We start from the raw sequence: 20,597 nt of genomic DNA, 5'->3' as shown, positions 1-20,597 counted from the left end.
GATATTTATATGATTTTTTTGAACGAAGATTGTTTTAATCTTTTTTGTTTACCACATCCTTTTCACGCTAGATGCACACAAATCCATTAATTTGTAAAAAGCTTAACTAAGTGACATTGGTTCAGCAGGTCTGCGCACTTGCTGCGCTGACCGTAAGAAAGCTTAGGCAGGAAGGCAAAAATCCTATCGGCGCAGCCGATTTGGGAATGGATTTTTGCACGCAACTGTGAAGGCACTGAGCAGTTGCGCTATTTTTTATAGAACTGAGCCGCAGCGTCGAAATACGGCCGCAGCATATAGGCGTTGTTCGCCTGCTTGACGCCGTTTGTCCGGAGCGTCACAAAACGCTCAAGCTTTTCCATGTACTCATCCGGCGTGATGGTTCCCTCCGCCACATAGGTGAGGCCTTTTTCCCAGCTGGCCGTGAGTTCCGGGTTCAGGAGCTGCCGCATGGACGCCTGGCAGACATCGAAAACGATCTCCCCGAGAAGCGTCGGTGTGATGATCTGGGTCTTTTTCGCCAGCGCCAGATATTTAATGCTGAACAGTTTTTTTAAGATCTCCGCCCGGGTGGCGCTCGTGCCGATGCCGCTTCCCTTGATCTGGGACCGCAGGTCCTCATCCTCGATGAGCTGGCCGGCGTTCTCCATGGCAAGGATCATGGAACCGGAGGTGTAGCGCTTCGGTGGAGATGTCTCACCTTCCTTGATATCAAATTTTAAAAGCTTTAATTTCTGTCCTTTTTTCAGACCGGACAGCATGGCAAGAAGATTCTTTGCCTTCTCATCATGACCCGGACCCAGTTCTTCCGTCTGGTTTTCCTGTCCTGCGCCGGAATTTTCCCCCCGGCTGTTTCCGGAAGTTTCTGTTTTTTTCTTGGACGGGACGTTCGCAACCTTCAGGTAACCTGCCTCCGCAAGAACCTTATAGACCGCGAAGAACCGTTCTCCCTGCTTTTCGATCTGCAGAGAAAACTTCTGGTAGACCGCAGGTGGATAAAAGATACTTAAAAAACGTCGTCCGATCAGTTCATACACCTTCGCGGCCAGCGGATTTAGACTTCTCAGTGCTCCAAATCCCTGTCCAGTCGGGATGATCGCGTAGTGGTCAGTGATCTGCTTATCGTTCACATATTTCGTCCCTGCGATCTGTTTCCAGGTTCCGCCGTCCAGCACCTTCGCGGCAAAGTCCGCGAGAGGTCCGAAATTCCGGAGTCCGCCGATATTCTTATAGATCTCCTTCGCCACCGCAGTGGAGAGAACTCTGGCGTCCGTTCGAGGGTAAGTCACCAGCTTTTTCTCATAGAGCTCCTGGATGATCTTTAAGGTCTCATCCGGGCTGATCTTGAACATCTTCGAACAGTCGTTCTGGATCTCCGCAAGGTTATATAAAAGCGGCGGATTTTTCGTCTCTTTTTTCTTATCAAGGGCGATGAGCGTTCCTTCCATCGGGCCGGCGCTTAAAAAGCGGATCAGCTCCTCCGCCGTCTTTTGTTCTTTAAATCCGTTTTCCTTATAAAGCGCCGGTGTGCCGAAGTATCTGGAGCCTTCCACCGCTCTCCATTCCGCCTCGATGACCGCAGTCTCATGATCCGGGACATCGAAGGAACCGATGACGCGGTAGAACGGAGTCTTCACAAATTCCCGGATCTCCCGTTCCCTGCGGACCACCATGCCGAGGACACAGGTCATCACACGGCCGACGGACAGCACCGCCCGCTTTTCCCTCATGTAGGACGCCACCGATGGGCCGTATTTTAAGGTAAGCACCCTGGAAAAATTAATGCCCATCAGATAATCTTCTTTTGCTCTAAGGTATGCGGATGCTGCAAGGTTGTCGTACTCCGCAAGGTCCTTCGCCTCCCGAACTCCCCGGAGTATCTCATCCTCGGTCTGGGAGTCAATCCAGACACGGCGGCGGTTCTTTCCCTTTACCCCGGCCATCTGTTCCACCAGGCGGTAGATGTACTCTCCCTCACGCCCGGAGTCAGTGCAGACATAGATCGTGTCCACGTCAGCCCGGTTTAAGAGCCCGCTCACGATCTTAAATTGTTTTTTTACATCGTCGATCACCTGGTATTTGAATGTCTTTGGGAGAAACGGCAAAGTTTCCATGCTCCAGCGTTTCAGGACCGGATCGTAGGCGTCCGGGTAACTCATGGTCACCAGATGACCCACACACCAGGTCACGATAGCCTGGTCGGACTCAATATATCCGTCTCCTTTTCTCCCGGAAACCTTTAATGCCTTCGCAAATTCCTGCGCAACGCTGGGCTTCTCGGCGATAAATAATGCTTTTCCCATGAAACCTCTTTCCTGTTTATATTTACTTCACAGCTGCTATTTTTTCTTCTGCGGGAGCTCCGATAAAAGAACTGCCGCGAACATCAGCGCACATCCGGCCAACATCTTTCCTGTCAGTACATCCTTTAAAAAGATCACGGAAAACAGAGTTCCGAACACCGACTCCATGGAAAGAAGGATCGCCGATGTAGATGCGCTCAGATATTTCTGTCCGCTGTTCTGTAAGAGATAAGCCACTGTGGTGGAGAAGACTGCCAGGTATAGCAGTCCCCCGATCAGAGACTTATCCATCAGAACCGTGAAATCAAAGGATCCGTCAAGAAACGGTGCGCAGATCCAGTTGAAAATAGCTGCTGCAAGGATCTGGATCACCGTCAGGGCGATCGGGTCGTGGCATTCTGTAAACTTGTCGATAAATACCATGTGAACCGCAAACATCAGACCGCAGACCAGCGTCAGAAAATCTCCGTAATTGATCGAGAGATCTCCCTGCAATGACAAAAGCGCAAGACCGATGACCGCGAGAAACGCGGCGGCGATATTCCGGCCTGTAGGTCTCTTTTTACTGACGATCCAGTAGAGGAACGGCACGATGATGACATACAGCGTTGTGATAAAAGCATTCTTGCTTGCTGTCGTGTGCTTCAGACCGTAGGTTTGGAACTGATAGGACAGGCAGAGAAAAGCGCCTAAGATCACGCCGCAGAGGACCGTCTCCCGGTCTGCTTTCATCATATTTTTATGGAACAACAGGGCGAGCAGTACCGCGGACATGGAAAAGCGGACCGCCAGAAGGTAGGTCGGCGGGATCACATCCACAGAATTTTTCATAACCACGAAGGCAAATCCCCAGATCATCGTCGTAAGGATCAGTCCCATGGATGCCAGGATCTTGATGCTGCGTTCACTTAAATTATTCATATCAATAATTCCTTAGTAGTTTTATGCAAAGCAAAAATCTCATCGGCGCAGCCGATCTGGAATGGATTTTTGCTTGTAACCATGAAGGGTTGTCATTATTTTTCATAAATATAAAAACGATATCCTGTCGCAGACGTCCACTCTTTCCCTGCCTTTACGATCGGTGATGGGAAGTGCGGTTTGTTGACAGCATCCGGGAAGTTCTGGGTTTCAAAGCAGAATGCGGTCCTTGCATGGTAGAACGCACCTTTCTTTCCTTTCTCCTGCTCAAGCCAGTTAGCAGTATAGAACTGCACGCCCGGCTGGTCTGTATAGACATCCATCGCTCTGCCGCTCTCCTCGGAGAAGATCTGCGCGGCAAGTCCGAAGTCGCCGCGGACATGGGAGAGACACCAGTTATGGTCGTATCCACGTCCCATGACAAGCTGGTCGAAATTCTCATCGATCCGATCCCCGATCACATGGAAATCCGTGAAATCCATCGGAGTTCCCTTTACCGGGCGGATCTCTCCAGTTGGGATCGATGTCTCATCGGACGGGGTGTAAAAATCTGCAAGAATTCGAGCTTTGTGGTCAAGGATGGAACCTCCGTTATTGCCGAGGAGGTTGAAATATCCATGGTTTGTCAGGTTCACCGGCGTGTCAGCATCGGAAAGGACACTGTATGTCAGCGTCAGCATATCCTCGTCTGTCAGCGTATATGTGACGGATACGATGGCGTTTCCCGGATATCCCTGATCTCCGTCCGGGCTCAGAAGTGTGAAGGTGACAGCGTTTTCCGCCTCTTCCTTCGCGTTCCAGAGACGTGCGTCATAATAATCCATACCGCTGTGCAGGTTGTTCGGGCCATTGTTCACCGCCAAGGTATACTCTTTTCCGTTCAGGGAGAATTTTCCCTTCGCGGTGCGGTTTGCGATCCGGCCCACAACAGATCCGAAATGCGGACCATTGTTTAAATAACCAGCCGCGTCGTCAAATCCCAGCATCACATCGTCCATACCCCCATTTTTATCCGGAACGACCATGCGGACCCAGACGGCGCCGAGATCTGTGATGGATGCCTCGAGACCATTTTTATTTGTGATGGTGTAGAGACTTACCTCTCTTCCATCCGGCATTTCCCCAAAGTATTCTTTTTTCAATGACATAAAAATACCTCCTCAGTTTCGATCCTTATGAATAAGTACCACTGATACGAAACAGCATCAGGCCATATACAGGTATATGTACTGATTCGCTGTCCGCGTAAAAAGGACCCGCACAAATAGCGGGCCCATGATTTACGTTCTGATCGACAGATGATAACCGATATCCGTCGATATTATTTTGCAGAAATATATCCCTGCTTTGTGAGAAGCTCTGCGCAGAGGACGGCTCCGCCTGCAGCACCGCGGACGGTGTTGTGGGACAGACCGATAAACTTCCAGTCATAGACGGTGTCTTCTCTTAAGCGGCCGATGGATACGCCCATTCCCTTCTCGAAATCAACGTCCAGCTTAACCTGCGGACGGTTGTCCTCTTCCATATACTGGATGAACTGCTTCGGTGCGCTCGGAAGCTCTAACTCCTGCGGAAGTCCCTTGAAGTTTACAAGCTTTTCAATGAGCTGTTCCTTGGAAGCTTTCTTTCTGAATTTTACGAATACAGCAGCTGTGTGGCCGTTTAATACCGGTACCCGGACGCACTGGCATGTGATTACCGGCTCTTTTGCCTTTACGATCACGCCGCCCTCTAAGTGACCCCAGATCCTAAGCGGCTCCTGCTCACTCTTCTCTTCCTCGCCGCCGATGTACGGGATCACATTCTCTACCATTTCCGGCCAGTCCTTAAAGGTCTTTCCTGCTCCGGAAATAGCCTGATATGTAGTAGCGACTACCTCGTACGGCTCGAACTCTCTCCACGCACTGAGTGCCGGAGTGTAGCTCTGGATCGAGCAGTTCGGCTTTACTGCGATAAATCCGCGGGTCGTGCCGAGTCTCTGCTTCTGGAACTTGATCACCTCAAAGTGATCCGGGTTGATCTCCGGAATTACCATCGGAACATCCGGTGTCCAGCGGTGAGCGCTGTTGTTGGAAACCACCGGAGTCTCTGTCTTCGCGTAAGCCTCCTCGATAGCGCGGATCTCTTCCTTTGTCATATCAACGGCGCTGAATACGAAATCAACGGTCTTGGATACCGCATCCACGTCATTTACATTCATAACAACTAAATTTTTAACTTTTTCCGGCATCGGAGTCGTCATTTTCCAGCGTCCTCCAACTGCCTCCTCATATGTTTTTCCTGCAGAACGCGGGCTGGCTGCCACGGTCGTCACTTCGAACCATGGATGATTCTCAAGGAGAGAGATAAATCTCTGTCCTACCATACCTGTTGCTCCAAGGATACCAACTCTAAGTTTCTTTTCCATCACACATATCTCCTCATCTCAGCCCGTCAGCCGGTATCAGCTGCCAGCCTGCCATTTTCCACCCGTCGCGGACATATGTCTCTATGCGCAACACTTGTGTTGTTGTCTATCCTAACTCAAAACGACAAAAAATGCAAGTGTTAAATGCCATTGCAGAACTGTAACGATTAAAGAATCTCAAGAGCTACGTGGATCATATCCGCAAAAGATGTTTCTCTTTCTTCTGCAGTAGTCTTCTCGCCTGTCACCATAGAGTCAGATACGGTCAGAATGGAAAGTGCACGAGCCTTTGACAGTGCCGCATTCGCGTAGAGAGCTGCTGTCTCCATCTCCACTGCAAGGACACCCATATCGGCAAACTGGAGTCCCTCGTGTTTTTTCTTCTCCGGCTCGTAGAAAAGATCGGAGGTCAGCACGTTTCCGACGTGATACGGGAGGTTTTCCTGTTCTGCATGGAAGACAGCCTTGATCAGAAGGCCAAAGTCCGCGATCGGTGCGAAATCGCCCGGAAGACCGAATTCTCTTACATAGTTTGTCTGTGTGCAGGCACCCATGGCGAACACAAGATCACGGATATGGACATCCTCGGAGATTGCTCCTGTGGTACCCACACGGATCAGTGTCTTTACGCCGTATCCCTCGATGAGCTCATGGGTGTAGATTCCGATGGATGGGCATCCCATTCCTGTCCCCATGACAGAAACAGGTTTGTCGCGGTAAAATCCGGTGTAGCCGAACATATTTCTTGTAGCATTGAACTGTTTCGCACCGGCAAGGAAATTTTCAGCTATAAATTTTGCGCGGAGCGGATCACCCGGAAGTAAAATAGACGGCGCAATCTCGCCTTGTTTTGCGGCAATATGAGGTGTAGGTATATTCATATGATTTCTCCTTTTCAGCGGACAGGATCTGTCCGAACCATGGTTTTCAGTTTTATTATGTCACGAGCATCTTTCAGCTATCTCTATTATAACCTAACTTTCGTTCCTTTTCCAGCCCTCTTTGCTGCTTTCAGCCGGTTGAGGGCAACTTCTTTTCCTTTATAATCCGCGGTTCCGTCCATATCCGGCAGATATACATGTTCCAGCGTATCTTCCTTTTCCAGCCGGATTCCGCAAACACCGCGGCTGTTCTTTTTGAGCTCCGGGATTTCCTCCATCTGGAACTTTAAGAACATTCCGCCAACGGTCTGCAGGACTACGTCGCGGGTTCCGTCGATCTCTGTGCCGATCTCGCGGATCTCCGTAAGTTTATCCCCTTCTGCCAGCTTTGTTGCCACAACAGTCCTGTTTGCTGTTACAAACTCCTCACCCGGGACGATCTTCACCGCCGCCTGAGCCGTCGCAAACAGGAATTTCTTACCGGTAAATCCGGATGCCGGAAGCATAAAGAGGATCGTCTCCGTCTTCCCATCAAATTTGCTGACGTTCTCGATGGGGATTCCCTTGTCTTTCATCTTCAGTGTCGGGAACTCCGCAACCTTCACCTGGTACATGTTTCCGGTATCTGAGAACATGCAGAGCTTATCGTCCGTCATCACCGGAAGTACCCGGACATTCTCGCTGTCCACGGTCTCCTGGTTTCTCTCGTAGATGGAGCGGTCCATGGTCTTGCAATAGCCGAAGCGGTCCATGACGAAAATCACTTCCTTCGCCTCTTCCTTCGCCTCCACGTAAACCATCTCTTCGCCGTCCTCGATGAGTGTCCTTCTCGGTTCTGCGAACTCTGCCTTGATGGAGTCAAGGTCTTCCTTGATCACCACATCCATATTCTTCTGGTTGGAAAGAATATGCTTATATTCACGGATTTTCCGCAATGTCTCCTTGTATGCTTTCTGGAGCGCGAGGATCTCAAGACCGATGAGCTTGTAGAGACGCATCTCCAGGATCGCTGTCGCCTGGCGTTCGGTAAAATGAAGCTTCTTCGCGTCCGCCTCAAAGCCCGGCACACGGAACTGGATCTTCTCCGTATTTCCGGTCATCAGGCATTCCTTTGCGTCCTTCATGTTCTTTGATCCCCGGAGAACGGCGATAATGAGGTCGATCACATCGCATGCCTCGATGAGCCCTTCCTGAACTTCCTTCTTTTCCATTTCCTTCTGGAGAAGAACATTGTACTTCTTCGTCATGTTCCGGTACTGGAATTCCAGGAATGTATTCAAGATCTGCTTAAGGTTCATGGTCTCCGGGCGTCCATCGTCAATGGCGAGCATGTTGACACCGTAAGTGTCCTCGAGCTTTGTCTTTTTATAGAGGACCGCCTTGATCTTATTGACATCCGCGTCCTTCTTTAACTCCAGGACAATGCGGATCCCCTCTTTATTTGACTGGTTTGAAATGTCCACCACATCGGTGAGCTTCCTCGTCTCAACGAGATCTGCCACATCCATGAGGAACTTGTTGATTCCCGCGCCGACCATTGTGTACGGGATCTCCGTGATCACCAGTTTGTCTCGGTCTGCCTTTCTTCTTCCGAGTTCCACCTCGATCTTTCCGCGGAGCTTGATCTTTCCAGCACCAGTCTCGTAGATCTGTAAAAGATCACTCTTATTTGCGATGATCCCGCCGGTGGGGAAATCCGGTCCCGGCATATACTGCATCAGCTCTTCAACGGTGAGAAGACGGTTATCGATATAGGCCTTTACCGCGTCGATAACTTCCCCTAAATTGTGGGTCGGAATGCTGGTGCTCATGCCGACAGCGATTCCCTCCGCACCGTTTACGAGAAGGTTCGGCACGCGGACCGGGAGGACCTCCGGCTCTTTTTCCGTCTCATCGTAGTTGGCGACGAAATCTACGGTCTTATCGAGATCTTTTAAGTAGACCTCCTCCGCAAATTTCTTTAAGCGTGCCTCAGTGTATCGCATGGCAGCTGCGCCGTCACCCTCTATGGAGCCGAAATTTCCGTGTCCGTCCACCAGAGCCATTCCCTTTTTAAAGTCCTGGGACAGGACAACTAAGGTCTCGTAGATAGAGCTGTCGCCGTGTGGGTGGTATTTACCCATGGTATCGCCCACGATACGTGCCGACTTTCTGTGGGGCTTATCGTGATCTAAGTGAAGCTCACTCATATCGTAGAGAACACGGCGCTGTACCGGCTTTAAACCGTCTCTGGCATCCGGGATCGCACGGGAGGTGATGACGCTCATGGAGTAGTCCAGATAGCTCTTCTGCATTTCCTCCGAATATTCAGTTCGCAATATTTTTTCAGACATGGTAAACTCTCCTTCTATGCGTCGATTTCCGCCTCATCGGCATGATCATAGATAAATTTCTTTCTCGGCGGAACGTCGCTTCCCATCAGAAGCTCCGTCACTTCACTTGCCATCCGGGCATCTTCGATCTCCACCCGTTTTAAGACGCGGTTCTCCGGGTTTAGCGTCGTCTCCCAGAGCTGATCCGCATCCATCTCACCGAGACCTTTGTAGCGCTGCAGCGTAAAGTCCCCGGCGTGGCTCTTCTTATATTCTTCTAACGCCTTGTCATCGTAGAGATACCGCTCTTCTCCGCGTTTCGGAACTACCTTATAGAGCGGCGGCATCGCGATGTAAACATGTCCGTCGTAGATCAGTTCCGGCATGAAGCGATAGAGAAATGTTAAAAGCAATGTGTCGATATGGCTTCCGTCCACATCGGCATCGGTCATCAGGACGATCTTATCGTATTTCAATTTCGTGATATCAAAGTCATTTCCGTATCCCTCAGAGAATCCACAGCCGAAGGCATTGATCATAGTCTTGATCTCAGCGTTTGCCAGGACCTTATCCATAGACGCTTTCTCCACGTTTAAGATCTTTCCGCGGATCGGCAGGATCGCCTGGAACTGTCGGTTTCTTCCCATTTTTGCGGAGCCGCCGGCAGAATCTCCCTCGACGATGAAGATCTCACACTTTGACGGGTCACGACTCTCACAGTTTGCAAGCTTTCCGTTGCTGTCGAAGGAGAACTTCGACTTGGAGAGCATGTTTGTCTTCGCCTTCTCCTCCGCCTTGCGGATCTTTGCGGATTTCTCCGCACAGGCGATGATTGCCTTTAAGGTGTCGAGATTTCGGTCGAAAAACCTTTCCAGCTCGTCTCCAGTCATGGTGAACACAGCCTTTGTCGCATCGGCGCTGGCAAGCTTTGTCTTTGTCTGTCCCTCGAAGATCGGATCCGGGTGTTTCACCGCCACAACGGCCGTCATGCCGTTTCTTGTGTCAGCGCCGGTAAAGTTGCTGTCCTTCTCTTTTAAAATGCCGAGTTCCCTCGCGTAGGAGTTGATCAGCTGGGTGAATTTCGTCTTGAATCCCACCAGGTGGGTTCCGCCCTCCTGGGTGAAGATATTGTTGCAGAATCCGAGAATATTCTCCTCGAAGGCGTCAACGAACTGGAACGCCACCTCCACCTCGATCTGGTCCACACTGCCTTTAAAATACACCGGCTCATGAACCGGCTCTTTTCCGTTGTTTAACTCGCGGACATAGGCAATGATCCCATCCGGCTCGTGGTAGGTGATCATCTCCTCCTCACCGGCGCGTTTGTTCACATAGTGGAGCGCCAGGTTCGGGTTTAAATAGGCGGACTCATGAAGACGGCTCTTTAACCACTCCGCCTTAAATTTCGTCTTCTCGAAGATCGTCGGATCCGGCAGGAAGTTGATCTCTGTTCCTGTCTCCTTTGATTTTCCGATCACAGGAAGAAGCCCATCCTTCAGTTCGATCACCGGATGTCCCTTTTCATACTCATCATAATATACTTTTCCATCCCTGGAAATTTTTACCTTCATCCGGTCAGACAAGGCGTTTACGACGGAAGAACCGACGCCATGAAGTCCGCCGCTGGTCTTATAGGAATTATTATCGAATTTTCCGCCTGCATGAAGCGTGGAGAGAACCACACGTTCCGCGGACACGCCTTTTTTGTGCATCTCCACCGGGATTCCCCGTCCGTTATCCTTTACGGTACAGGACCCATCCGCCTCCAGCGTTACCGTGATCTCCGTACAGAATCCAGCCAGGTGCTCGTCCACCGCGTTGTCGACGATTTCATATATCAAATGGTTTAAGCCCTTTGTTCCAACGCCACCGATGTACATTCCGGGACGCTTGCGGACTGCCTCCAGTCCTTCCAGTACGGTAATACTGTCAGCATTATACTGTGCTTTCGCCATGTAAAGACCTCCAATACAAGTCATAAACTGCGGCAGGAAAGCTTCCCCGCCGCAGCTTTGTTTTATTTTTCATACTGCTGCGTATATGCCGCAGCCACGTTTCTCAGTCAAGCTTTTCCTATTATACACTTAAATCTTCCAGATTTGCAAGCGTTTTCTATCGAACATATATTCGAATTATAGTTTTGTGTCGAAAAACATCCTGGAGCATGCGGTCCCAGCAAGCTTTTTCAAACGGTTTTTCGGAAGAAAAAAGCCTGCGGGATCGCTCTCCCACAGGCACATATTTACTTAAATTTTAAACTCCTCCGAACCGAAGCACAACTCCGATCACCGCAGATGCCGCAATAAACGCAACCGGATGGAGTCCTTTCGTCTTTTTGCAGACTGCCGTGAAATAATAAAGTACTGCAAGAAGAACGATACTGCGGATGCTGATCAGGTCTGTGATCTTTCCGCTTGCCGCAAAAGCGTCCTTGTGAAGAAGAACCAAGGACAGAACGGAAAGTCCTGCTGCCGCGATCAGACCTGTTGATGCCGGGCGGAGTCCGTAGAAAGCGTTCTGAACATACTTGTTTGTCTTGAACGCCTTTAAGAATCCGGCAATGATCAGGATCACGATAATGGATGGTGTGATCAGACCGAGTGTAGCAATTACTGCACCAGCAGGACCGGCTGTTGTAAATCCAACGTAAGTTGCCATGTTGACGCCCATCGGACCTGGTGTGGACTCGGAGATCGCCACCATGTCCGCAAGCTGTCCGTAGGTGAACCAGCCTGTCTTATCGGAGATATTGTAGAGGAACGGGAGTGTCGCCATCCCGCCGCCGATTGCAAAGAGACCAGCTTTAAAAAACTCAAAGAAAAGTCTGACAAAGATCATCATTTGGAAGCAGCCTCCTTATTCTTTAAGATAATTCCTGCAGCAGCCGCAAGGATAACGAACACGATCGGGGAAAACTCTGTAAGTGTGGAGCCGAGGATCACAAGCAGGCAGATCACTAATGTCGGCTTATCCACAACTGCCTTTTTCCAGAGTTTGACCACCGCGTTGAAGATCAGGACACAAACGCAGACACGGATACCCGCAAAGGCGTTCTGTACGATCGCGAGATGCGCAAAGTTCTGGATAAATGCTGCGATGACCGTGATAATGATCAGGGACGGGAATACAACGCCCAGAGTCGCGACGATACCGCCAATGGAGCCGGCAAGTCCCTGTCCGACAAAGGTCGCCGTATTTACCGCGATAATGCCCGGGGTACACTGGCCGATCGCGTAATAGTCCATAAGTTCCTCTTCTGTTGCCCAGTGTCTCTTCTCAACGACCTCTCTCTGGAGGATCGGAAGCATCGCGTATCCACCGCCAAAGGTAAGACCGCCGATTCTGGCAAACGTAAGGAAGAGATCAAGTAACTGATTCATGTGTTTTCTCTCCTTTATTCCAAAGTCTTGTTCTATCATATCTCAAAGACAAAAAAAAGGCAAGAAAAAGGGTGTAAGAATTGCCTTTTTCTTGCCTTATCATGCATGTTTATGCATTTTCTTTGCACTTATTCCTCATCCGGTGTCAGACCGTTTAAGAGGTTTAATACGATGTTGTTGTCAACGACCATGATCATGTTGGATCCATCAAGCTGCACATAGCGGTATGTCTGATCCGGATTTGCGTATGTTCCGACATAAATCGTGAGAGACTTCTTCTCACCATTTACAGTGAGCTCCGCCTGGAATGTAATGCGGGTATCTGTTGTCAGGTCAGCATTAGCAAGTTCCTGATTTAAAATATGGTAGCTTGCATAGTCGAACGGTTTGAGATTGCTGATTCCGTCTGCGATGGTCGTCATGACCTCTGTATCAGAGTTCTTGTAGGACGTTGTCTTACCGTCCATGGTGATGGACACGTTCTGAAGATCAGCTGCTGTAACCTGAATATCCAGTCCCTCGCGGACAACCAGGGTATCATAGTCGAATACCAGGGAGTCTACTGTGGATGCTTTTACGAGATAGATATTTTTCTCATCGGAGAGATAGTAATTTCCGTCTGCATCCTTGTTTCCGATGCTCAGAGTGATCTCACCTTTTTCGCTGTCGGTGATCGTCACAGTGTATACCGGATTTCCCATACCATAGTCAGATGCGGTATCAGCACTGTCAATTTCAGAGATCGCATGAAGATTCAGGAAATTCTGTGCCATCGCCTCAAATTTTTCCTGGTTTAACGGGATCGCGGAATCCATGGCATCCAGCCATACACCGTCTTTTTTCTTAAAGATCATATCGGTGTCGGAACTGGAGTAGTCAAAATCGATCGGTGCATTTAATGCATAAACTTCAATGTCCGCACCAGAGAAATCCGGTTCTACAACGTCATCTCTAATCTCGGAGATTTCCACCTTCGGGGATCCTGATTCCTTTGTGCCGGAAGAAGAACAGCCGGTAAGTCCTGCCGAAAGTGCTGCTGTCAGGAGCAGCGCTCCTAATAATACATGTTTTTTCATATCTGGTAATCCTCTCATTGTTAATTGGTTTGTTGGCGAAAGCACGCTCACTATACCACAATTCGCACCTATGGTGCTGACCGCTGCTAACGCAGCTATTGTGGTCCAGTTCGCCGTTCGTCAGAAGCATGCAAGCCTGCTCCTGACTCACTTATCGCTCACTATATCATACCCCTGTGTACTTTTTGTGAATTTGATTCTTATTTCTTCGGAAATTGCTCCCAGGCTGCCATCAGATCTCATCTGCCGCCGGTGCGTCCCCTAAAAAATGGATCTTATCGGATACTTTTGTTCCAAATGCCGTTGTATAGATATCGAGATATTCCTCATACGGGCATGGCTGACCATTTGAAAGCATCTCCATCTCCGTCCCCCAGAGATCGATGTAGTACGGCAGCATCGTAAACCCATTCCGCAGATAGAACTTTTTCCGGCGTGTGCGGAGAGCCAGTTCCTCTTCATCCTCACATTTCGTGCTCTCGATCTCAATGATGATCCTCATGCCTTGATATCTCTCACGGAGCGCCTGAAGTGCCGCAGAGCCGGCTCCATGCCCCCGCACTTCATCCGCGATGGCAAAATAGTCAAGAAGTACCCGGTCTCCCGCCTTCGCCATGATGGCAAGACCAAGAAACCTATTATTCTCTTCCAGGGAAAGGATCTCCACCAGCCCTGTCCCCTGCCCGGAAACGATCATGGAGAAAGGTTTCTTCTCGCTGGCGGGAAATGCGGTCTCATAGAGGGCATGGACCTCATCAAGGCGTTTCCCTGAAAATACCTGTTTTAATTTAACTGACATACTTTATTCCTTCTCACTTATCTGATATACCTGCAATATCGTCCCTGCCGCGTATCTGTGATCACTTATTATCCAGTTTTATCCCAGCAAGTGCCATCGCGGACACGTTGTTCACCAGGTCCGCCAGAGTCACAAGATGTCCCAGTGCCCAGGTAACGATATATTTGCCCCTCCCAGAAGTGTTTTCACCTGTTTATTCCTCTCCACTCTCAAACATCAGACGGAACAGACGTTTTCCGCCTTCCGTTCGGAATATTCTCTCAAATACACTCTTCTGGGTGTCCGGTGTGGATCCATCCTCGAAGAGATTGACGAGGAAATCCGCCTCCACAAGGATCTGGTAGTCCATTCCATCGATATTATCGTATGTGTGGTGATGTCCTACCAGATAGCAGACACGGTCGATGACCTCCAGGGGCCAGGAAAGGGCTGTCAGCATGGTCCGCGCCTCGCCCGGTCCCTCCATCTCCTGGTATTTTCCAGTGTTTCTTCCATACTTTTCTTCTGCTTTGTGAATTCCGATGTCATGAACGATGGCCGCTGCCTCCAGAACTTCCTGGGTGTACGGATCGAGATTCTCCTCAAGGCCGATCAGTCTCGCGAATTCATGGACCTTCAAAAAGTGCTGGATCCGTTTTACATCCTTGTCGTCGTAGCGTGTCATTTCATATAAGAGTTCATCAAGTCTCGTCATGTGTGTCATTCTCCTCTTTTATAATCAATCTGTGGCTTTTCCGTAACTGTGCAGCAGGTCTTCGTACTTGCTGCACTTCCCGGTATTCCCAATGTTTCATCTTTGATGATTGGTCATATACCGGCAGGTTCAATAATTCTTTTTTTATTACAGGTTCAGCTTCTCATACTTTTCTTCCAGAAACCTGTCGAGGCGCTTCTTTAATTCCTGGTTTTCTTCCTGTTCCAGGTTTTCATCCTGCTCCAAAAGCCGGTTCACGTCCTCGGAGACCTTCTTAAGCGTCACCGCATCTGTATAGATATCTGCCAGCTGGAACTCCAGATCTCCGCTCTGACGGATCCCGAAGATATCACCGGGACCCCGGAGCTTCAGATCCTCGGAAGCGATATAAAAGCCGTCGTTGGACTTATTCAAGACGTCCAGACGCCTGTTTTTCTCCTTATTTCCGGAGGCATTCACCATGATGCAGTAGGACTGCTTGTCCCCCCGTCCAACGCGGCCCCGAAGCTGATGGAGCTGCGCAAGGCCGAACCGTTCGGCATTCTCGATCATCATCACCGTAGCGTTCGGCACGTTGACCCCGACCTCGATGACCGTGGTGGAGACAAGCACCTGGATCTTCCCGGCGGCAAATTCTTCCATGATCTTATTTTTCTCTTTTCCCTTCATCTTCCCGTGAAGGTACTCCACCCGGATCCCCGGCAGATTCTGCCTTAAGATCTTCGTGTAGTCCAGGACGTTTTCTGCATCGATCATCTCGCTCTCCTCCACCATCGGGCAGATCACGTAGGCCTGGCGGCCATTTTTTACCTCGTTTTCGATAAAACGGTAAGCCCGCGGGCGGTAGCTCTTGTCCACCACGCAGTTCTTGATGGGAAGACGGTTTGCCGGGAGCTCGTCGATGACGGAAATATCGAGGTCCCCGTAAAGGATGATTGCCAGAGTCCTCGGGATTGGGGTGGCGCTCATGACCAGCACATGAGGCATCTGTCCCTTGTTTCCAAACATCTCCCTCTGGGCGACACCGAACCGGTGCTGCTCGTCGGTGATGACGAGGGCAAGGTTATCATAGACTATCTTCTCCTGGATCAGGGCGTGGGTTCCGATGATGATATCCGCTTCATGGGAGGCAACTTTCTCGTAGGCGATCCGCTTTTCCTTTGCCGTCATGGAACCAGTGAGCAGGATCACCTTTTTGTCCACACCATGCTTCTCAAAAAGTTCCGTCACAGACTCGAAGTGCTGTCTCGCGAGAACTTCTGTCGGCACCATGAGAGCGCCCTGGTATCCGTTCTCGCAGGCTGCCAGGAGCGCCAGAACGGCGATGACCGTCTTACCGGAGCCAACATCACCCTGGATCAGCCGGTTCATGACGGAACCGCTCTTGAGGTCCTTCAGGACTTCCTCCAGCGTCCTCAGCTGGGCGCTCGTGAGCCTGTAAGGCAGATCCGCCAGAAGCTTCCAGCATTCATCCTGTTTTTCCATATGGAATGGGCTCTGCACATTCTGACGTTTCTCCTTTAAATGACGCACTGCCAGAAGGAAGAAGAAAAATTCATCGTACACGAGGCGCTTCCTCGCAAACTTCAGTTCTTCCTCATTCGACGGAAAATGGATGTGCTCGATAGCAAAGTTGTACTCCGCAAGCTCGTTTGCGATCCTGAGACCTGCCGGGAGATAATCCCTCTCCAACGTCCGGAACGCAAGTGCCTGCTCGACTGCGGAAGTGATCATCTTATTTCCCAGACCCTTCGTCTGGGCATAGACCGGGCGCATGCTGGATAAAAGTTCCTCGTAGGCCTCCGGCTTAAACATCTGGGGCTGTTCCATCGTGAGTCCGTTCTTTTTGCGGATCACACGGCCCCGGAAGATAAAATGACTGTCCGGCCGCAGAGTGTTCTTTAAATACGGCATGTGATACCAGACGAGACGAAGTTTTCCGGTCATATCGCTGATGGTCGCCTGGACGATGGAAAGACCGTTTACGTGGACTCCTGCGGCCCCGCTCTTTAAAAAGCCCTCCACGGTCCCGGTCTCATCCTCAGAAAGCTCCCCGATGGCTTTCGGCTCCCCGTAGGTATCATAGCCCCTCGGATAGTAGTGGAGCAGATCGTCGATGGTGCGGATCCCGACTTTTTCAAAAAGCTTTGCCGTTTTTTCTCCGATTCCTTTTAAGGTCTCTATGGATTGGTCGTTTGCCATCGTTTTCACGCTCCTTTTGTCTTATCCTGCGGCGCAGTCTGCAGCCTACTGAGAACATACCGGAAACTTTCCGCTTTTTGTCTCATGGAAAAAGCTGCCTCATCGGGTCTTCTGACCAAAGGGAGCAGCTTTTTCTATCGTTATACATTCGCCGGGGCGCCAGGCGCCTCTGGCATCTCCCCGCTTACTCTACGGAAAGCAGGTAATAATAGATCGGCTGACCGCCGTCGTTTAATTCAACTTCACAGTTCGGGAATGCCGCCTGCACTTTTTCTACAAGTGCTGCCGCATCTTCCTCCGTCACGTCCTCACCGGAGTAAACGCTGATCAGCTCGGACTCGTCATCCACCAGGTGCTTTAAGGTCTCAAGAACGGTTTCATTTACATTCTGGCCTACAGCGAGCATGCCAGAATCACCGATTCCCATGATATCACCCTCATGGATCTCCATTCCGTCGATATTTGTGTTGCGGACCGCGTAGGTGATCTGGCCTGTGTGGATCCGTCCCATCTCGGATGTCATGTTCTCAAGGTTTTCCTCCGGTGAAAGATCCGGGAGAAAGTTGATGAGAGCCGCGATACCCTGCGGTACGGTCTTGGACGGAACAACGAAGATCTTCTTATCTTCCACAAGACTCTTAGCCTGTTCAGCGGCAAGAATGATATTCTTGTTGTTTGGAAGGATGTAGATCACGTCCGCATTTACCTTCTCGATGGCATTTAGCATATCCTCGGTACTCGGGTTCATCGTCTGTCCGCCCTCGATCAGGTAGTCAGCGCCAATTCCCTTGAAGATCTCACCGAGACCTTTACCGATGGAGACAGCGATGAAGCCGTACGGTTTTCTCGGCTCGTTGGATGCCGGAGCTTCCTCTTTTTTTGCCTCAGCCGGAGTTTCCGGAGTCTGGGCAACATTGGAAGCGTTCTGGATCAGACGCTCGTGGTGCTCCTCGCGCATATTGTCGATCTTCATTCTGGAAAGGGAACCGTAAGTCAGACCTTTCTCAAATGCAAGACCCGGATGGTTCGTGTGGACATGGACTTTGATAATATCGTCATCGGAAACTACAACGACGCAGTCACCGATGGACTCCAAATATCCTTTGAATTTCTGCTCCTCATCCATATCGTAGGTTTTCTCCACGTTTACGATAAACTCGGTGCAGTAGCCGTACTTAATATCGGAAGTAGAAAGCTCATCACTTCCTGCAGCCACCTTCGGTTTTGCGGACTCTGTGTTTGCGGCTGCCGGAGCAACGGCATCAAACGGAATCCCTCTTCCTAAAAGACCGTCGAGACCGCCCTTCATGACCTGCATAAGTCCCTGTCCGCCGGAGTCAACAACACCAGCCTGTTTTAATACCGGGAGCATTTCCGGAGTCTGGCTTAATACATAGTCGCCTTCCTCGATCACCTGTGTTAAAAATTCGATCACATCATCTGTCTGTGTCGCAAGATCAACGGCCTTCTCAGCCATTCCTTTTGCCACAGTGAGGATCGTACCTTCCTTCGGCTTCATAACAGCCTTGTAGGCAGTCTCAGTTGCGCGGGTAAAGGCATTCGCCAGGCTTGTCACTGTAATTTCATTGGATTCCTTGATCTCTTTTGTGAAACCGCGGAATAACTGGGATAAGATAACGCCGGAGTTACCGCGGGCACCTCTTAAGGAACCGGATGAGAGAGCCTTCGCGATGGACTCCATTGTCGGATTCTCGATCGCAGCCACCTCTCTTGCTGCGGCCATGATCGTCATGGTCATATTCGTACCCGTATCACCGTCCGGAACCGGGAATACGTTTAATTCGTTAATCCATTCTTTTTTTGCCTCAAGGCCTTTCGCTGCGGCCAGAACCGCTTTCTGTAAGAGAGCGGCATCTACGGACTTTAATTCCATGGATTTTACTTCCTCCTTAATCTATCACTCGAACACCTTCAACAAAGATATTGATCTTTTCAACCGGCATTCCCGTGAACTCTTCTACTTTGTATTTCACACTCTCGATCAGGTTATCCGCTACGGTCGAGATGCTGACGCCATAGGATACGATTACGTGGAAGTCGATTTCAATTGCATTATCATTGATCGTAACATTGATTCCGTGAGTCAGGCTTTCTCTCTTTAATAGCTTTACCAGACCGTCTTTCATACTTACTGCAGCCATTCCCACGATTCCAAAGCATTCTACCGCTGTCGTGCCGGCATAAAGAGCGATAACATCGGTGTCGATCTGGATCTGTCCCATTTTATTGTTAATACATCCCTTCATACGCTAAGCCTCCATTCCTACTGATTATAAGCGCCGTATCCTGATAAAAAAGGCGCAAACGCCAATGATCCAGCCGTTTCATAACAAAGACCACCCGGATCATTCGCATAAAAGTTCCTTTATAATTGAACTTTAATAATCCTAATATACCATATCAAGTTTTCTCTGTCCATGGGATTCCACTTATTTTTCAAAAAAATGTGAAATTTCTAAAAATTTTGCTTGCAAAATATTTAATCTTCTGCTATGATATCCATGTTATGGATTTTTGCATCCAACCGTATGAATGATTAAGGAGGTGGAATCATGGCTAAATGTGCTATTTGCGAAAAGGCGGCTCACTTTGGTAATGGAGTAAGCCATTCCCATAGAAGATCCAATAAAATCTGGAACGCGAATGTAAAATCTGTAAAGGTTAAGGTTAACGGCGGCTCCCGCAAGATGTATGTATGCACTTCCTGCTTAAGATCCGGTCTCGTTGAGAGAGCTTAATCCTCCTTTTACAAGATAGGGAAATGAAATGAAGGCATCCTCATGTGAGGGTGCCTTTTTCATGTAACAGGAAATGCCTCGGAATTTCCTGTTACATGAAAAGGCACTGACGTGCCAAAGATGCGCACTCGCGCGAAGGTGTAGACTGTCGCAAGCGACCGCGCGAGGCGCGAGAATGTGCCAAGGCACATTCTTTTTTATGTGCCCGCATATTTTTTCATTCAAATCTGATTTTCCAACAGAATGATTCAGATACCTTTTCCAATAAAATTTCCGACCAGCTCTCCAAGCAGCGAAGCAGCCGTAAGGCCCACTACTCCTCCCACAAAAACTTTTTTCGAGATCCGCTTTGGTTCCGGCCCGTAAAACAGGGCAAAAATCAGTGAGATCATCACGATTCCCGGGAGTCTCAGTTGATCTGACAGCCAGGGAATATCCGCTAAAAGCTCCGAAACAATGATTGCTATCACACAAAACCACCCATCGCCCTCAAAATTGGTCCCATAAAAGTCCTCCTCTCCGTCTTTATGCCTCCGTGTTTACATTATATCAAAAACATTCCTATATATCAAACGTCTGCTCTGCGTCTTGATAAAAATTTTTGGCACACCTGCTCATCACGAAAGTAACAAGAATGCGGTGTGCCGTTTTTCGACTCCTTTGCCCGAAAAATCAGAATTGCAGATCCGGTATCACTCATCTGTCCTGTTTTACCCGCAAAACAGATTATATCCCACGATCATAAGCGCTGCCGCCGTAATCACAAGAAAAAAGGTTGTCGGCAATATCAAGGCCCAGGTCATGCCGAAACCCACGCAGAACAGCATGAGACCGCATAATCGCTTCATATCCATTCTCCCTAA

Annotated in this window: 18 protein-coding genes; 1 reads left to right on the top strand and 17 read right to left on the bottom strand. The window is 49.6% G+C overall.

Annotation, left to right across the window (positions count from 1 at the left end):
• Positions 1–248: 248 nt before the first annotated feature.
• The 15 genes from ABCW45_RS09100 to ABCW45_RS09030 all read right to left on the bottom strand — a co-directional run bounded on the left by ABCW45_RS09100 (position 249) and on the right by ABCW45_RS09030 (position 19,242).
• Positions 249–2,303: a DNA topoisomerase gene (locus ABCW45_RS09100; RefSeq protein ID WP_343220696.1), complete on the bottom strand. Its 2,055-nt coding sequence runs from the start codon at positions 2,301–2,303 to the stop codon at positions 249–251.
• Between the two features lie 36 nt (positions 2,304–2,339).
• Positions 2,340–3,224 (bottom strand): DMT family transporter, encoded by an 885-nt coding sequence (locus ABCW45_RS09095; RefSeq protein ID WP_015554566.1) that lies wholly within the window; start codon positions 3,222–3,224, stop codon positions 2,340–2,342.
• 95 nt (positions 3,225–3,319) lie between these two features.
• Positions 3,320–4,372 carry an aldose epimerase family protein gene (locus tag ABCW45_RS09090; RefSeq protein WP_343220695.1) on the bottom strand — a complete coding sequence of 351 codons (1,053 nt, stop codon included), beginning with the start codon at positions 4,370–4,372 and terminating at the stop codon, positions 3,320–3,322.
• A gap of 173 nt (positions 4,373–4,545) precedes the next feature.
• Positions 4,546–5,631 carry an aspartate-semialdehyde dehydrogenase gene (asd, locus tag ABCW45_RS09085; protein ID WP_117483606.1) on the bottom strand — a complete coding sequence of 362 codons (1,086 nt, stop codon included), beginning with the start codon at positions 5,629–5,631 and terminating at the stop codon, positions 4,546–4,548.
• A gap of 167 nt (positions 5,632–5,798) precedes the next feature.
• On the bottom strand, positions 5,799–6,512 hold the full coding sequence (deoD, locus tag ABCW45_RS09080) for a purine-nucleoside phosphorylase (protein WP_117515529.1): 714 nt from the start codon (positions 6,510–6,512) through the stop codon (positions 5,799–5,801).
• A gap of 86 nt (positions 6,513–6,598) precedes the next feature.
• Positions 6,599–8,845 (bottom strand): DNA gyrase/topoisomerase IV subunit A, encoded by a 2,247-nt coding sequence (locus tag ABCW45_RS09075; RefSeq protein WP_343220694.1) that lies wholly within the window; start codon positions 8,843–8,845, stop codon positions 6,599–6,601.
• 14 nt (positions 8,846–8,859) lie between these two features.
• Positions 8,860–10,779 carry a DNA gyrase/topoisomerase IV subunit B gene (locus ABCW45_RS09070; RefSeq protein WP_117470241.1) on the bottom strand — a complete coding sequence of 640 codons (1,920 nt, stop codon included), beginning with the start codon at positions 10,777–10,779 and terminating at the stop codon, positions 8,860–8,862.
• 298 nt (positions 10,780–11,077) lie between these two features.
• Complete coding sequence (locus ABCW45_RS09065) at positions 11,078–11,662, bottom strand: chromate transporter (protein ID WP_117470314.1); 585 nt, start codon at positions 11,660–11,662, stop codon at positions 11,078–11,080.
• Complete coding sequence (locus tag ABCW45_RS09060; RefSeq protein ID WP_117470240.1) at positions 11,662–12,204, bottom strand: chromate transporter; 543 nt, start codon at positions 12,202–12,204, stop codon at positions 11,662–11,664. The genes ABCW45_RS09065 and ABCW45_RS09060 overlap by 1 nt, the downstream gene beginning before the upstream one ends.
• Before the next feature lie 128 nt (positions 12,205–12,332).
• Positions 12,333–13,280 carry a DUF4340 domain-containing protein gene (locus ABCW45_RS09055; RefSeq protein ID WP_181968487.1) on the bottom strand — a complete coding sequence of 316 codons (948 nt, stop codon included), beginning with the start codon at positions 13,278–13,280 and terminating at the stop codon, positions 12,333–12,335.
• Positions 13,281–13,512: 232 nt separating this feature from the next.
• Positions 13,513–14,079, bottom strand: coding sequence for a GNAT family N-acetyltransferase (locus tag ABCW45_RS09050; RefSeq protein WP_117470238.1), 567 nt, complete (start codon positions 14,077–14,079; stop codon positions 13,513–13,515).
• A gap of 193 nt (positions 14,080–14,272) precedes the next feature.
• Positions 14,273–14,773, bottom strand: a complete 501-nt coding sequence (locus tag ABCW45_RS09045) for an HD domain-containing protein (protein WP_117515535.1) — start codon at positions 14,771–14,773, stop codon at positions 14,273–14,275.
• A 147-nt stretch (positions 14,774–14,920) separates the two neighbouring features.
• Complete coding sequence (gene recG / locus ABCW45_RS09040; protein WP_343220693.1) at positions 14,921–16,975, bottom strand: ATP-dependent DNA helicase RecG; 2,055 nt, start codon at positions 16,973–16,975, stop codon at positions 14,921–14,923.
• 184 nt (positions 16,976–17,159) lie between these two features.
• A complete protein-coding gene (locus ABCW45_RS09035) occupies positions 17,160–18,869 on the bottom strand; it encodes a DAK2 domain-containing protein (protein WP_343220692.1) in 1,710 nt (569 codons plus the stop codon).
• A gap of 16 nt (positions 18,870–18,885) precedes the next feature.
• A complete protein-coding gene (locus ABCW45_RS09030) occupies positions 18,886–19,242 on the bottom strand; it encodes an Asp23/Gls24 family envelope stress response protein (protein WP_015554579.1) in 357 nt (118 codons plus the stop codon).
• A 306-nt stretch (positions 19,243–19,548) separates the two neighbouring features.
• Between ABCW45_RS09030 and rpmB the strand changes: the two genes are divergently transcribed.
• Entirely contained in the window at positions 19,549–19,734 is a 186-nt protein-coding gene (gene rpmB / locus ABCW45_RS09025; protein ID WP_015554580.1) for a 50S ribosomal protein L28, read from the top strand.
• Between the two features lie 248 nt (positions 19,735–19,982).
• Here rpmB and ABCW45_RS09020 read toward each other — a convergent pair whose 3' ends face one another.
• Together ABCW45_RS09020 and ABCW45_RS09015 are read right to left on the bottom strand one after the other, a co-directional pair.
• On the bottom strand, positions 19,983–20,204 hold the full coding sequence (locus ABCW45_RS09020; protein WP_343220691.1) for a hypothetical protein: 222 nt from the start codon (positions 20,202–20,204) through the stop codon (positions 19,983–19,985).
• Positions 20,205–20,444: 240 nt separating this feature from the next.
• Positions 20,445–20,582: a hypothetical protein gene (locus tag ABCW45_RS09015; RefSeq protein ID WP_021904979.1), complete on the bottom strand. Its 138-nt coding sequence runs from the start codon at positions 20,580–20,582 to the stop codon at positions 20,445–20,447.
• Positions 20,583–20,597: the final 15 nt, after the last annotated feature.

The organism is Pilosibacter fragilis, assembly GCF_032490495.1.
In the GTDB taxonomy this organism is placed as follows: domain Bacteria; phylum Bacillota; class Clostridia; order Lachnospirales; family Lachnospiraceae; genus Pilosibacter; species Pilosibacter fragilis.
The sequence above is the reverse complement of the archived record's forward strand: the minus strand, read 5'-3'. Positions and strand labels throughout refer to the sequence as shown.